This is a genomic window from Janthinobacterium aquaticum (genome assembly GCF_009208565.1).
Classification (GTDB): domain Bacteria; phylum Pseudomonadota; class Gammaproteobacteria; order Burkholderiales; family Burkholderiaceae_D; genus Janthinobacterium.
This window is the reverse complement of the sequence record NZ_WFLK01000012.1, coordinates 75,470-89,737: the sequence shown is the minus strand read 5'-3', so window position 1 is coordinate 89,737 and position 14,268 is coordinate 75,470. Positions and strand designations below refer to the sequence as shown.

The following is a 14,268-nucleotide window of genomic DNA, read 5'->3' as shown; positions in this document are numbered from 1 at the left end:
CATGAGCGAGGTTCTGCCGAGGCGGCCGTGGCTGGGCGCGCATCGCGTGCATATCCGCCCGTCACGCGCCGGACTGGCGTTTGGCGCGCTGCTGCTGGCGCTGTGGATCGCCGCGGTCAACTATCAGCTGGGCCTCGGTTATGCGCTGACCTGCCTGGCTGGCGCCTGCGCCGTGGCCGATATGCTGTTTGCCAGCCGCAACCTGGCCGGGCTGGCACTGTCGGCCACGCCCGGTGCGCCGGTGGCGGCCGGTACGCCGGCCACGTTCGAGCTGTGCCTGCTTGAGCGCAGCGCACGTGCGCGCCACGCCATCACTGTACGCGCTGCCGGCAGCCATACGGAGCTGCAGGCCGATATCGACGCCGATGGCCGCTGGTGCGCCAGCATCGCCGTGCCCGCAGTGCGGCGCGGCTGGCTGGCGGCACCGCCGGTGCAACTGTCGGCCAGTTTCCCGCTCGGTCTGTTTTATGCATGGTGTCACTGGCTGCCCGAGGTGCGCGTGCTGGTCTACCCGACGCCGGAACAACCGGCGCCGGTCTTGCCAGACTCGGCGCATGGCAAGCCAAGCGAAGATGCCTGGGACAGCCAGAACAGTCAGGACAGCCAGGATAGCGGCCAGCGCGAACTGGCCGGCGTGCGCGCCTACCAGCCCGGCGATGCGCTGCAACGGCTGGCCTGGCGCCAGATCGCCCGCCACGACGGCGAGGCCGGCGACCATTTGTATACCAAACAATTTGAAGCATCGCCCCGCGCCGCCGCTGCGGCCACTCCCTTGCTGTTCGATTTCCACGCCCTGCCGGACGCACTCGATACCGAAGCGCGCCTGTCGCGCCTGAGCGCCTGGGTGCTGCAGGCCGAAAGCGCAGGCCGGCCGTATGGCCTGCGCCTGGCCGGCGTAACGCTCATGCCGGCCACAGGCGCCGCCCATCAGGCAGCCTGCCTGCGCGCACTGGCACTGTACGGGCAGCCGTGATGGGCCGGCTGGGGGCGTTGTCACGCGAACAGGGCGACATGCTGCTGCCATTGCTGGCGGCAGCCATGGCGCTGGCGCCGCATGTGCTGCATCTGCCGCCGCCCCTGTCGCTGGCGATGGCGTGCCTGCTGCTGTGGCGCGCGACAATCATCGTGCGCGGCCAGCGCCAGCCGTCGCTGTGGCTGCTGGCGCCGCTGGCGCTGGCCGGCATCGCTGCCGTCGCCGCCAGCTACGGCAGCGTGCTGGGCCGCGATCCAGGGGTGGCGATGCTGGCGCTGCTGCTGGCCCTGAAATCGCTGGAGATGCGCAGCCGGCGCGACGTCCAGGTGGTGGTGTTCCTGAGTTTTTTCCTGCTGCTGGCCAGCTTTTTCCATCATCAGGGCCTGCTTGGCGCCGTGTGGATGCTGGCCACCGTGCTGGCGCTGCTGGCCACTTTGCTGTCGTCGCGTTATGGCAAGGCGCTGCCGCCGCTGCGTCAGCGCTTCTGGCTGCTGGCGCGCATGCTGGCGCTGGCCCTGCCGCTGGCGGCCCTGCTGTTTTTTGCCATGCCGCGCGTGCAGGGTCCGCTATGGGGCAAACCCGATGCCGCTGGCGCCAGCGGCGTGAGTGGCCTGGGCGCGTCAATGCGCCCGGGCGCGATCGCCTCGCTGGCGCTGTCGGACGCAACGGTCTTCACCGCCCGCTTTGCCACGCCGCTGCCGACGCAGCAGACGCTGTACTGGCGCGGCGTGGTGCTGGACGACTTTGACGGCGCCGCCTGGCGCCGCAGCGCCGCCAGCGACACCGCCGGTGCAATCGATATCGTCCAGTCCGGCGCAGTGAGCAACTATGAAGTACAGCTGGCGGCCAGCGGCCAGCCGCGCATCTTTGCGCTCGACTTGCCACGTTCGGTCGAACGCCTCACCGGCAATCCCTATCTGGTGTCGCCGGCGCTTGAAATCACCACCTTGCATCCGATTACGACCCTTGTACGCTACCGCGCCAGTTCACTGAGCACCTATCGGCTGCAACCGACCCTGTCACCGCAACAGCTGCAACCCTGGCTGCAGCTGCCGGCCGGCTTCAACCCGCGCAGCCTGGCCTGGGCGCGCCGGTTGCGCGGCAGCGGTACACATCAGCTAACGCCACCACAGGCTATCGATGCCGTGCTCGCACATTTTCACCAGGCGACGTTTCGCTACACGTTGCAGCCGCCGCTGCTGGGCCGGCACAGCGTCGACAACTTCCTGTTTGGCACGCGCGCCGGCTTTTGCGAACACTACGCGAGCAGCTTCACGGTGCTGATGCGCGCCATGGGCATTCCGGCGCGCATCGTCACCGGCTACCAGGGCGGCAGCCGCGAGGCCGACGGCGCCACCGTGACCGTGCGCCAGCGTGACGCCCACGCCTGGAGCGAAGTGTGGCTGGCCGGCCAGGGTTGGGTGCGGGTCGATCCGACCGGCGCGGTAGCGCCGCTGCGCATCGAACGCGGCCTGACGACAGCCTTGCCCGAGGCGGCGCCTGCACAGGCAAACTGGCGCACGCTGATCGGCCTTGGCGCCGACGGCGGCGCCTTCAGCACTTTCGGTGCCTGGCAACAGCGCTGGCAGCAGGCCGAACGAGGCTGGCGCCACTGGATCGTCGACGCCACGCCGCAGCGCCAGCGCGACCTGTGGGCCCGCCTGGCCAGCCTGCCCGTTCGCACTGTGGCGCTGCTGTGCGCCATGCTGACCAGCGTGGCTGCGCTGGGCGTCCTGTTATGGCTCCGGCAACCGGCGTTGACACCGCCCGATCAGCTTGACGCCTTGTATGCGCGCTTTTGCGCGCTGCAGGCGCGGCGCGGACACAGCCGTGCGCCGCATGAAGGCCCGCACGGTTATGCTGCCAGGCTGGCGGCCAGCCCGGCGACGCCGGAAATGTCAGATACGCATGCCGCCATCGCGCGCTTTCTGGCAATCTATGCCGCAATCAAGTATGGTAACGCCAGCCCAGACGAACACCGCCGCGCGCGGCGCAGCTTGCGCCGCCTGCTCAACCAATGCCGATGAGACGCTCCTTGCCTACAATCTTGCTTACCAAAAAATCGTCCTTTGCCTCGTCCATCCTGCTGTCCCTGCTGATCGCCGGCGCGCCCGCTGCACACGGCGCTGAAAACCCCGGTATTTCGGCCGCTGACCGCGCCAAGGCCGTGCGCGCTGCCAAAGCCCAGGCTGCCAGGAAGGCGGCGCCGGCAGCCAAAAAGGCGCCGGCCAAATTCGATTTCGAAGGCGACGACGTCAATTACACCAACTGGAAAGAGGTGCGCGCCTTTCTCGACGACCTGTCGGCACGCCAGGGTTTTGACCGCGCCGAACTCGACACCCTGATCGGCAAGGTGCGCTATGTCGACACCGCAGTGCAGCTGATGAAGCCGGCGCCACCGGGCAAGCCCAAGAACTGGCAAGCCTACAGCGCACGCTTTATCGAACCGGTGCGCATCAACGCCGGCGTGAAATTCTGGAATGAGAACGCCGAAGCGCTGGCGCGCGCCGAGCGCGAATATGGCGTGCCGGCGGACATTATCGTCGGCATTATTGGCGTCGAAACCGTGTATGGCCGCAATACCGGGCGCTTCCGCGTGCTCGACGCGCTGACCACGCTGGCTTTCTCCTATCCTGAAAGTCCGAACCGCGCGGCGCGCATGGCGTTTTTCAAGGGCGAGCTGGAAAATGCGCTGCTGTTTGCGCGCAAGGACGGCATCGACCCGCTGACCTTGCTCGGCTCGTATGCCGGCGCCATCGGCCTGCCGCAATTCATGCCCAGCAGTATCATGAAATTTGCGGTGGACTTCGATGGTGATAGTCACATCGACCTGCGCAACTCGACCGCCGACGCCATCGGCAGCGTCGCGCATTTTCTGGTCGAACATGGCTGGCGACGCAACGATCCGGCTACCAGCGTGTACCCGGTCAGCGTCTCGCCCAGCCGCGCCTGGGAAAAATTCATCGGCCAGGGACTACAGGCAAAGTTCAGCTGGGAGGAGCTGCAATCTGCCGGCGTGAGCAGTAACGCGCCAGTGCCAGCCAATATGCTGTTTGGCCTGATCGACCTGCAGAACGGTTCGGAAGCAACTGAGTACAGCTTGGCAAGCAATAACTTCTTTGCTATAACTCAATACAACAGAAGTTACTTTTACGCCATGTCGGTAATCGATCTGGGCCAAGCAGTGCGCAACGCGCGCGCACGCTAACCAAAAGTCGGTGTAAAGTTATAATATTACTTGTAAGAAAGCGTAAGCGATGTTGTTTCCTCCGGGCTACACGTTTATGGTGGGAGTATTAATATCGCGCTTGCTGTGTACGCCGCCCTACGGTGCGACGCGGGATGCAGAATGGTTTTATACTTAACTTTTGTCAAAACACAATATTTGGTCTATCATTCAGGCTGTCAGTCAGGATGGTAAAGAAGAAAGAGGTGTTGCAACAAGACAACGCCCTTTGACCAAGAAGCAGGATGCAGTAGCTTTCTGTAACGAAATTAAATCCTGCTGTACAATTGTGTATATATTATGAAAAACTGTACCCCGGATCGTACCATGTGTGAATTCGTTCCTTTTAGTAAAGAATGAACATGAACGCAGCAAGAGCGAGCTCCGAGTGTTTTTACTTTGCAGTGCAACTACAGAAGGAACAAATAACATCATGACAAATCAAGTCGGCATTGATATGAACAGCGATTCGGACTCCGACGAACTGTTGCAGTACAACCCAAACAGATTGCTCGATACCCTGATCGAAAACCTGCGCCTGAAAAATGACGCAGCCTTGTCCCGCGCGCTCGAAGTAGCGCCGCCAGTCATCAGCAAAATCCGCCATCACCGCCTGCCGGTCGGCGCTTCGCTGCTGATCCGCATGCACGAAGTAAGCGATCTGAGCATCCGTGACCTGCGCTATCTGATGGGCGACCGTCGCAACAAATTCCGCATCAGCGACAAGCAATTCAAGCCAAAAGAAGGCGAAACTTCCCAAGGCTGATCCTGCTCCCCAAGCAGGTTTTCCCTCCCCAGATGCTGGGGAGGGGACATTTTATTGCTTTTCCCGGCCGTCCTGGCCAAGTCCTACTTCCCTGATCAAGCCGGAAACACGCCAGTCGAAAGATAACGGTCGCCGCGGTCGCATACGACAAACACAATGGTGGCGTTTTCCACGGTCTGCGAAATGCGCAGCGCGATTTCGCACGCGCCGGCTGCAGAGATGCCGCAGAACAAGCCCTCCTCGGCCGCCAGGCTGCGCGCCATGCGCTCGGCCGCGCCCTGGCTCACGTATTCGATCTGGTCGACGCGGCTCTTGTCGTAGATCTTCGGCAAATACGCTTCGGGCCACTTGCGGATGCCGGGAATCTGCGAGCCTTCTTCGGGCTGCGCGCCGATCACCTGGATCGCCGGGTTCTGCTCCTTCAGATAGCGCGACACGCCCATGATGGTGCCGGTGGTGCCCATGGCACTGACAAAGTGCGTGACGCGGCCATCGGTATCGCGCCAGATTTCCGGGCCCGTGCTTTCATAGTGGGCGCGTGAATTGTCTTCGTTGCCGAACTGGTCCAGGATCACGCCGCGGCCGTCTTTTTGCATCTGCTCGGCCAGGTCGCGCGCATATTCCATACCGCCGGTCTTGGGCGTGAGCAGGATATCGGCGCCATAGGCAGCCATGCTCTGGCGGCGCTCCACGCTCAGGTTGTCGGGCATCAGCAGCAGCATCTTGTAGCCGCGCAGGGCGGCCGCCATGGCCAGCGCAATGCCGGTGTTGCCGCTGGTCGCCTCGATCAGTGTATCGCCCGGCTTGATCTGGCCGCGTTCCTCGGCTCGCCTGAGCATGGACATGGCCGCGCGATCCTTGACCGAACCGGCCGGGTTGTTGCCTTCGAGCTTGCCAAGAATGACGTTGTTGCGCGCGCGCGCATCGGCGCCAGGCAAACGCGTCAGTTGCACCAGCGGGGTATTGCCTATCGTATCTTCCAGTGTCTTGTAAGCCATCGTGTCGGTTTGAGTATTTTCAACAAAAACCCATTCTAATATGAGACGCGTGCCCGTGTGCAGCAACCGGCGGCCCCACCGGCATGCGGCACCGGCGCTGGCGTGCACTGTAAAAGCCGCATGGCGCCTGGCTTTGCGCCCCCTGCAGAGTGGCGCCGGCAACTTTTAGGCAGCGCCGGCAGGCATGCGCTAGACTGTCCGCAGATTAGTTATTTTTCTTATTTGCTTATTCAACCTGCGGATTTGCCATGGCCAGCCTTCCTACCGAATTTATTCCGGAAACGTCGACCGAAGACGTGATGCAGTTCAAGTCGCTCGACCTGCCTGGGCGCAGCCACCAGATTTCGCCCGTTTTTACCGATGCCGAACTGCAGCGGCTGCAGCGCTACGGCCACCGGCAGCAGTACGCCGACGGCGCCACCCTGTTCGAGGCCGGCGACTGCAGCTTCGGCATGCTGGTGATCCTGTCGGGCCGCGTCAGCATCTCGCGCCACGAAGGGCTGGAACAGTCGACCATCCTGCGCGAAGTCGGGCGCGGTCACTTTATCGCTGAAGTCGGGCAATTGTCAGGCCGCCCTACCCTGGTCAACGGGCTGGCGGTAGGCGAAGTCGAGTTGCTGGTCATCAGCTCCGAATCGCTGCGCGCGCTGATCGTGGCCGAAGCGGAAATGGGCGAGCGCATCGTGCGCGCGCTGATCCTGCGCCGCGTGGGGCTGATCGAAGGCAATGCCGGCGGCCCGGTACTGGTCAGCCCTGCCGGTAACGGCAACCTGTTCCAACTGCAAAGCTTCCTGGCAGCCAATGGCCACCCGCACACGGTGCTCAAACCCGACGATGGCGCTGCTGCCCAGGCGCTGGTCAACCGCTACGCGCCAACGCCGCAGGAGTGGCCGCTGGTGGTGTGCCCGAATGGCACGGTGATGAAAAACCCCAGCCTGATCGAGCTGGGGCGCTGCCTGGGCATGCTGCCTGACCTGTCCGAAGAAACCATTTTTGATGTGCTGGTGGTGGGCGCCGGACCGGCCGGCCTGGCGACGGCTGTATATGCCGCCTCGGAAGGGCTGTCGGTCCTGGCGCTGGAGCAGCGCGCCTATGGCGGCCAGGCTGGCGCCAGTGCGCGCATAGAAAACTATCTGGGTTTCCCGACCGGCATATCCGGCCGCGCACTGGCCGGGCGCGCTTATGTGCAGGCACAAAAATTCGGCGTCGAGATCGCCACTCCTGCCACCGCCTTGAAGCTGCACTGCGAAGACTGGCCGCTGCGCGTCACCCTGTCGGATAACACCACGGTGCGTGCACGCACGGTGGTGTTGTCATGCGGCGCGCGCTACCGCCGCCCTTCGCTGGCCAACCTGAAAACCTATGAAGGGCGCGGCGTGTACTACTGGGCTTCGCCGATCGAAGCGCGCCTGTGCCGCCAGGAAGAGGTGATCCTGGTAGGCGGCGGCAACTCGGCCGGCCAGGCCGCCGTGTTCCTGTCAGCCCATGCGGCCACCGTGCATATGGTCATCCGCGGCTCCGGCCTGGCTGCCAGCATGTCGACCTATCTGATCGAACGCATCGCCGCCACCCCCAATATCATCCTGCATACGCATACCGAGGTGATTGCACTCGAAGGCAATGAAGACGGCTTGAGCGGCGTGGGCCTGCGCAACAACCAGAGCGGCGAAGAGAAAGAAAGCCCGGTACGCCATGTATTCCTGTTTGTCGGCGCCGACCCCAATACCGACTGGCTCGGCGACTGCGCCGTCGCGGTCGACGAGAAAGGCTTTATCCGCACCGGCTTCGACCTGACGCGCGCCGAATGCCGCGCACGCGGCAACACGCCGATTTCACCGGGCGACCTGCCTGACCGCCAGCCGCTGGCCACCAGCGTGCCGGGCGTGTTTGCCATCGGTGATATCCGCGCCGGCTCGACCAAGCGCGTCGCCGCCGCCGTCGGCGAAGGCGCTGCCGTGGTGTCGCAAATCCACGGCTTTCTGGCCAATTTGCCGGTGCAGGCCGACAAACCGGTTGAAAAAACCTAGCGCAGCGGCGTCGGATAGCTCGCTACGCTGACGTTGCCGTCGCGGTCGAGCGCCTGGACGCCAAAGAAATAGTTATCCTTCGATAGCTTGATTCTGGCCTGCGTTACATTGCCGACGTCCAGCGCGCCCTGCCACTGATCGGCGGTGGTGGCGCGCCAGACCACGCGGTAGCCGGCCAGGTCCGGCTCGGTATTGGGCTGCCACACCAGCGAGGTGTCGTTTTCCAGCTGCGCAGTGCGCACCTGCACTCCGGCTGGCGCAGCCGGTGCCAGCGCCAGCGTGGCCAGCGCAGCGGCGTTCACACGCGCCACCCTGGCCACGTAGTCGACATCGACAAACTGCAGCAGGTCGCCATACTGCTTGCCGTTTTCCACCCGCAAATCCTGGTGCTGATGGGCAAAGTCCTCATTGGGCTCGGTAAAGCGCAGCGCCGCGTAGCCCTGCGCCAGGAAAGGCATATGGTCGCCGCCGCGCAGATAGCGGTCGGCACGCTGGATCACATTGACCTTGAAGCCGGGCACGTAGCGCTCACCCATCTGCTTGACATGGCGTGCCAGCTGGCGCGAGATCGAATCGTTTTCGCCGCCGGTGGCCACCAGCGCGCGCACGCCATCGCTCATTTCCTTCACCGCCGGTATGCCCTCGGCAAACAGGCGCACCTGGCCGCCGTCGATGCTGCCATCGTCGGCGCGCGAACTGCCGATAATATCGTTGTTGAGCATGCCGGCAATATTGCGCTGCTGCTGCTTTGCCTGCGCCGCCCAATGCCCGGAACCGAGCAGCCCCTGCTCTTCCGCAGCCACCGCCATGAACACCAGCGTAGCGTCAAATTTGTACTGCGCCATCACGCACGCCATTTCGATCACTGCTGCCGTGCCAGAGGCGTCGTCGTTGGCACCCGGTGCCGCGCTGTGCGCATCCATTACATCGGTGGCGCGTGAGTCATAATGGCCGCTGACAACATAGATGCGCTCGGCCGACTGCGGCTGGACGCCCGGCAGGGTGGCCACCACGTTGACGATCTCGGTCGGACGCGAAATGCGCTTCGATACGGGCGCTACATGGCTGTCGAACGCCACTTGCAAACGGCCGCCGGCGCGCGCACCGCAGCGCTCGAGTTCGTCCTTGATCCAGCGGCGCGCCGCACCGATGCCGCGCGTATCCGAGACCGTATCGGACATGGTATGGCGCGTCTCGAAACTGACCAGCCTGGCGATATGCGATTCGATGCGCTGCGGCGAAATACCGGCCACGATCTGCTGCACCTGCGACTGCGGCGCTTCGGTGGTTGGCGCACCGGCCAGCGCATTGGTGCCCAGCATGGCCAGGGCCATACCCGTCAACATGTTTGTCATGGTTTCCTTGTCTCGTTATGGTGATAAGCTGGCCAATATTCTCGCATTGTTTACGAGATGCCCGCGTAATAATATGCTGCTGCCTGTCGCGCGACGAAATTGCAATTTAAGAATTTTTGTTGTTTTCGAGACATTGCACGAGCATAAGTCACAAACGCTGATATAATTCTTTTTACTGAGTTTCACCGGGACATGATTATTGTCTCCAATAGTATTTTCTGCATTGCCGAAACCGTTCCGCGATGCCACCGTTGGCCAAAAAGCTTGCCGACAGTTTGTTATCCACCTGTCCACTCTGGAGCTTTTATGCGCAACCTGACTGCAATGCTGACGCTGGCCGCCGCCACCTTGATCACCACCACGGCCGCCCAGGCTGCCTCCACCAACCTGGTCAAGAATGGCGACTTCGAGCTGACCAGCAATGGCACCTCGAAACAGCTCAACGAAGGCACTACCGCCCGCCCAGACCGTACCTATCTGACCGACTGGACCAGCAAGGGCTATAACTTTGTCCTGAACGGCAACACGATCGACAAAACCGGTGACTCCAGCATCGCGCTGGCGCTGTGGGGCCCCAATTCGTATAGCGGCAATGGTCCGAAAAACGGCCTGGGCGTCAGCCCGACCGGCGGCAATGTGCTGGCAGCCGACTGGGATTACTTTGCCGGCCCGGTCTCGCAACAGATCAGCGGCCTGGTGGTCGGTGAAGCCTACACCCTGAGCTTTTCCTATGGCGCCGCGCAGCAAGTCGGTTTCCGTGGCGATAACCCGATCAATTACTGGGAAGTCTCGCTGGGCGGCGACAAGCAGCAGACCGCCTCGCTGGCCAATGTCAGCCAGGGCTTTACCGGCTGGCAGCAAACGAGCATGACCTTTACCGCCACCAGCAGCAACGAATTGCTGTCGTTTATGGCCAAGGGCGGCCCAAGCGGCGCGCCGCCATTCATGCTGCTCGACGGCGTATCGCTGGTATCGGCCGTGCCGGAGCCATCGACCTGGGGCATGCTGCTGGGCGGCCTGGGCATTCTGGCGTTCCTGGCGCGCCGCCGCAAGGCCGGCGCCGTCTGATCGACTGGCAAGCCTGACAATCTCCGGACCGGCGCGCCAGTGCCCGTCCGGATTTTTTTATCGCGGAATCATTGATCATGAGCGTGCTTCAAACCCTGCAGACCCTGCCCGCAATCGTGGTCGATGTGCTGCGCCTGTCGTTATGGCTGGTGGCGCTGACCATGCTGTTTCTGCCGCTCGAACGTTTTTTTGGCGAGCGCCGGACGCGCCGCTCCTGGAGTGAGCTGGGCAGCGACCTGGGCTTTTACTTTCTCAGCAGCCTACTGCCCACCATCATCCTTGCCGCACCGCTGGCGCTGCTGGCCGTACTGGGGCAGCGCCTGCTGCCCGATGCCGTCCCCGCCACACTGGCGGCGCTGCCGTTGTGGGCAAAGCTCCTGCTGGGCTTGGTGATTGGCGAAGTTGGCACTTACTGGGGCCACCGGCTCAGCCATGAACTGCCTTGGCTGTGGCGCTTTCACGCCGTGCACCACGGCACCGAACACATGTATTTCCTGGCCAATACGCGCAGTCATCCGGTCGACATGGTGGTCACGCGCCTGTTCGGCCTGACGCCCTTGTACCTGCTGGGCCTGGCCGGACCGGGCGCGGCCGGCAGCGCGGCGCCCGTGTTGCTGCTGCTGGTCGGCACCATCTGGGGCTTCTTTATCCACGCCAACCTGCGCTGGCGCTTCGGCCCGCTGGAATGGCTGGTGGCCACGCCGGCCTTCCATCACTGGCATCACAGCAAGTTCCAGCCGATTAACCGCAACTACGCGTCCACCCTGCCGCTGCTGGATCGCCTGTTCGGCACCCACTACCTGCCGTCCCACTGGCCGGCAGCCTGCGGCATCGATACGCCGATGCCGGTCAGCCTGGCTGGTCAACTGATGGCGCCGCTGCGGCAGGCATCGGCGGGGACGCCGGCAGCGCAGAAGCTGCCGGATCGAGCCGGCCAGAGCGCTGACTAACTTATAACCCTGGTTTTTCTGCTCTTGCGGCGCAAGCGCGCTATTTCTTGACCGCTGCCGGCTTGGCAGCGGCACTGGCTCCGGCCCCTGCCTTGCCCTGCCCATTGACCTGCAAGCCGGCTTCGGACAGCTTCACGGCGCTCTTGGCGCCGATGCCCTTCACGCGGCTTTCAAAGTCGGCCCAGTCCTTGAACGGCCCGCCCTTGGTACGCTCGTCGAGAATGGCCTTGGAGGTGGCGGGGCCGATGCCCTTGACGCCGTCCAGCGCAGCCTGGTCGGCCTTGTTGACGTCGACTTGCGCAAAGGCAAAGCTCATCGTCGCCATCATGGTGGCAACGGCCAGCAACAGTTTCTTCAACATGGAAGTCTCCTGATTTCGTTTAACAGCGGGGAAACGGCAACTCGGACGCGGCATGACTGCGCCTTCCCGCCATAACGGCCGGCACCGGCTGCGGTTGACGCAATCAGGGAGCAACGAAAGGGAAAGCCTGCGCCAGATCAAACGCGGCGCAGGCGGGAACAGAAGATTTTACTGCGGGAACAACTCGTCGCGCGTGACAGTGGCCGTACCGAGCTTGCCGACCACGATGCCGCCGGCGCGGTTGGCCGTGCGCACGGCGTCACCCAGGCTCATGCCGGCGCCCAGCATGGCGGCCATGGTGGCAATCACGGTGTCGCCGGCGCCGGAGACGTCAAACACTTCGCGCGCATCGGTGGGCATATGCACTACTTCAGCGGCGGTGTACAAGCTCATGCCTTCTTCCGAACGCGTCAGCAGCAAGGCATCCAGGCCAAGATCGGCGCGCACCTGCTGGGCGCGCTCGGTCAGCTGCTCTTCGCTGCTCCAGTTGCCGATAATGCGGCGCAGCTCGGACTTGTTGGGCGTCAATACCGAGGCGCCGGCATAACGTGAAAAATCGTCGCCTTTCGGGTCGACCATCACGATCTTGCCCGCTGCGCGCGCCACTTTCACCATCTCGGCCACGTTGACCAGGCTGCCCTTGGCGTAGTCCGACAGGATCACCACATCGTAGTCTGGCAGCAGCGCGTTGAACTGCTTGAGCTTGTCGCGCAGCACGGTGTCGCTGGGCGCTTCCTCGAAGTCAATGCGCAACATCTGCTGCTGGCGGCCGATCACGCGCAGCTTGATAATGGTGGAAATGGCGGCATCGCGCTGCAGATAGCTGTGGATGCCGTCGTCCGTCAGCAGGCGCTCGACCTGGCTGCCGGCCTCGTCGTCGCCCACTACGCCCAAGAGGCTGGTGCGCGCACCGAGCGCGGCGGCATTGCGCGCCACGTTAGCGGCGCCGCCCAGGCGCTCTTCGCGCTTTTCAATGCGCACGATCGGCACCGGCGCTTCCGGCGAAATGCGGCTGACGTCGCCAAACCAGTAGCGATCCAGCATCACATCGCCCACCACCAGCAGGCGCACTGCGTTCAAGCCGGCTGGCGCTGCCGGGATCACCTCGACGGCGCTCATGCGTGCGTCAGGACCGAGCGACCGATCCCGTGGTATTCAACACCGAGTTCGGCCATCGTCGATGGCTCGAACAGATTGCGCCCGTCAAAGATCACCGGTTGCTTGAGCTGCGCCTTGATGCGTTCGAAGTTCGGGCTGCGGAAAGCTTTCCACTCGGTCACGATCACCAGCGCATCGGCCTCGCTCAAGGCATCGTGCGGGCTGGTGGCAAAGCGCACGCGCGCCAGCTGTTCGGCCGTCAGATCGAGCTGCAGCACACGCTCGGCTTCGGTCATGGCGACCGGATCATAGACCGCCACGGTGGCGCCGCGCTCGAGCAGGTCGCGCAGCAGCACGCGCGCCGACGCTTCGCGCATATCGTCGGTATTGGGTTTGAAGGCCAGGCCCCAGACGGCAAAATGGCGGCCCGCCAGGTCGGCGCCGAAACGCTGGGCGACCTTGTTGCCCAGCACCGATTTCTGGCGGTCATTGACCGCTTCGACGGCGCGCAGGATCAGCAGTTCCTGGCCGTAGCCGCGCGCGGTGCGCTCGAGCGCCTGCACGTCTTTCGGGAAGCACGAACCGCCATAGCCGCAGCCCGCATACAGGAAGCTGTAGCCGATGCGCGGATCGGAGCCGACGCCGCGGCGCACTGCCTCGATATCGACACCGACCTTGTCGGCCAGGTTGGCCAGCTCGTTCATGAACGAGATGCGGGTGGCCAGCATGGCGTTGGCCGCATATTTGGTGAACTCGGCCGAGCGCACATCCATCCAGTAGGTGCGTTCGCGGTTGCGGTTGAATGGCGCGTACAGGCTGCGCAGCAGATCGCGCGCGCGCTCGCCTTCAGGCGTGCTATCGACGCCGATCACGATGCGGTCCGGGCGCATGAAGTCTTCCACCGCCGCACCTTCTTTCAGGAACTCGGGGTTCGACGCCACGGCAAAGGTGGCATAGGTCGAGCGCAGGTCCAGCTCGGCCTGGATGGCGGCGCGCACTTTTTCAGCCGTGCCGACCGGCACCGTCGACTTGTCGACGATGACCTTGAATTCGTTCATGTGCTTGCCGATACCGCGCGCGGCCGCCAGCACATATTGCAGGTCGGCCGAACCGTCTTCGTCGGGCGGCGTGCCAACGGCGATAAACTGCAGCACGCCATGGTGGGCGGCCGCTTCGACATCGGTGGAAAAGGTCAGGCGGCCCGCTTCGCGGTTGCGCGCCACGACCTCTTCGAGACCGGGTTCATGGATGGGAATGCCGCCGGCATTGAGCAGCGCGACTTTTTTCTCGTCGAGATCGAGGCAAAAGACATCATTGCCCAGTTCGGCAAGACAGGCGCCCGTCACGAGGCCCACATAGCCTGTGCCGATAATGGTGATTTTCATGGTTGTACCGTATGGATATAAGCAGGTGCTACAGATAAAGTACACGCCACATTGCTCAGGA

The 14,268-nt window shown here is 63.5% G+C and carries 12 protein-coding genes; 7 read left to right on the top strand and 5 right to left on the bottom strand.

Annotated features, from left to right (window positions below; genetic code table 11):
• The first annotated feature begins 1 nt into the window (after position 1).
• The 4 genes from GCM43_RS18405 to GCM43_RS18390 all read left to right on the top strand — a co-directional run bounded on the left by GCM43_RS18405 (position 2) and on the right by GCM43_RS18390 (position 4,965).
• A complete protein-coding gene (locus GCM43_RS18405) occupies positions 2-973 on the top strand; it encodes a DUF58 domain-containing protein (protein WP_152246959.1) in 972 nt (323 codons plus the stop codon).
• Positions 973-3,000 carry a transglutaminase TgpA family protein gene (locus GCM43_RS18400; protein ID WP_152247179.1) on the top strand — a complete coding sequence of 676 codons (2,028 nt, stop codon included), beginning with the start codon at positions 973-975 and terminating at the stop codon, positions 2,998-3,000. The genes GCM43_RS18405 and GCM43_RS18400 overlap by 1 nt, the downstream gene beginning before the upstream one ends.
• Positions 3,001-3,017: 17 nt before the next feature.
• Positions 3,018-4,181, top strand: coding sequence for a lytic murein transglycosylase B (gene mltB / locus GCM43_RS18395; protein ID WP_413770967.1), 1,164 nt, complete (start codon positions 3,018-3,020; stop codon positions 4,179-4,181).
• 451 nt (positions 4,182-4,632) lie between these two features.
• Positions 4,633-4,965, top strand: a complete 333-nt coding sequence (locus GCM43_RS18390; RefSeq protein ID WP_193315675.1) for a hypothetical protein — start codon at positions 4,633-4,635, stop codon at positions 4,963-4,965.
• A 95-nt stretch (positions 4,966-5,060) separates the two neighbouring features.
• Here GCM43_RS18390 and cysM read toward each other — a convergent pair whose 3' ends face one another.
• Positions 5,061-5,963 (bottom strand): cysteine synthase CysM, encoded by a 903-nt coding sequence (gene cysM, locus GCM43_RS18385; protein WP_152246955.1) that lies wholly within the window; start codon positions 5,961-5,963, stop codon positions 5,061-5,063.
• 248 nt (positions 5,964-6,211) lie between these two features.
• Here cysM and GCM43_RS18380 point away from each other — a divergent pair, with 248 nt between their 5' ends.
• Positions 6,212-7,990 (top strand): FAD-dependent oxidoreductase, encoded by a 1,779-nt coding sequence (locus GCM43_RS18380; RefSeq protein WP_152246953.1) that lies wholly within the window; start codon positions 6,212-6,214, stop codon positions 7,988-7,990.
• On the opposite strand, the gene GCM43_RS18375 is transcribed toward GCM43_RS18380, so the two are convergent.
• On the bottom strand, positions 7,987-9,345 hold the full coding sequence (locus tag GCM43_RS18375; protein ID WP_152246951.1) for a M28 family peptidase: 1,359 nt from the start codon (positions 9,343-9,345) through the stop codon (positions 7,987-7,989). The genes GCM43_RS18380 and GCM43_RS18375 overlap by 4 nt on opposite strands.
• A gap of 306 nt (positions 9,346-9,651) precedes the next feature.
• Between GCM43_RS18375 and GCM43_RS18370 the strand changes: the two genes are divergently transcribed.
• Together GCM43_RS18370 and GCM43_RS18365 are read left to right on the top strand one after the other, a co-directional pair.
• On the top strand, positions 9,652-10,413 hold the full coding sequence (locus GCM43_RS18370) for a PEP-CTERM sorting domain-containing protein (RefSeq protein ID WP_152246949.1): 762 nt from the start codon (positions 9,652-9,654) through the stop codon (positions 10,411-10,413).
• Positions 10,414-10,490: 77 nt separating this feature from the next.
• A complete protein-coding gene (locus GCM43_RS18365; RefSeq protein ID WP_152246947.1) occupies positions 10,491-11,363 on the top strand; it encodes a sterol desaturase family protein in 873 nt (290 codons plus the stop codon).
• A gap of 40 nt (positions 11,364-11,403) precedes the next feature.
• Here the strand turns inward: GCM43_RS18365 and GCM43_RS18360 are convergent, their stop codons facing one another.
• From GCM43_RS18360 to GCM43_RS18350, 3 genes are all read right to left on the bottom strand, one after another.
• Complete coding sequence (locus tag GCM43_RS18360; RefSeq protein WP_152246945.1) at positions 11,404-11,724, bottom strand: ComEA family DNA-binding protein; 321 nt, start codon at positions 11,722-11,724, stop codon at positions 11,404-11,406.
• A gap of 168 nt (positions 11,725-11,892) precedes the next feature.
• Positions 11,893-12,843 (bottom strand): D-glycero-beta-D-manno-heptose-7-phosphate kinase, encoded by a 951-nt coding sequence (gene rfaE1, locus GCM43_RS18355; RefSeq protein ID WP_152246943.1) that lies wholly within the window; start codon positions 12,841-12,843, stop codon positions 11,893-11,895.
• The gene (locus GCM43_RS18350) at positions 12,840-14,207 is read right to left on the bottom strand and encodes a UDP-glucose dehydrogenase family protein (protein WP_152246941.1); all 1,368 of its coding nucleotides are present in this window, start codon (positions 14,205-14,207) and stop codon (positions 12,840-12,842) included. The genes rfaE1 and GCM43_RS18350 overlap by 4 nt, the downstream gene beginning before the upstream one ends.
• Positions 14,208-14,268 lie beyond the last annotated feature (61 nt).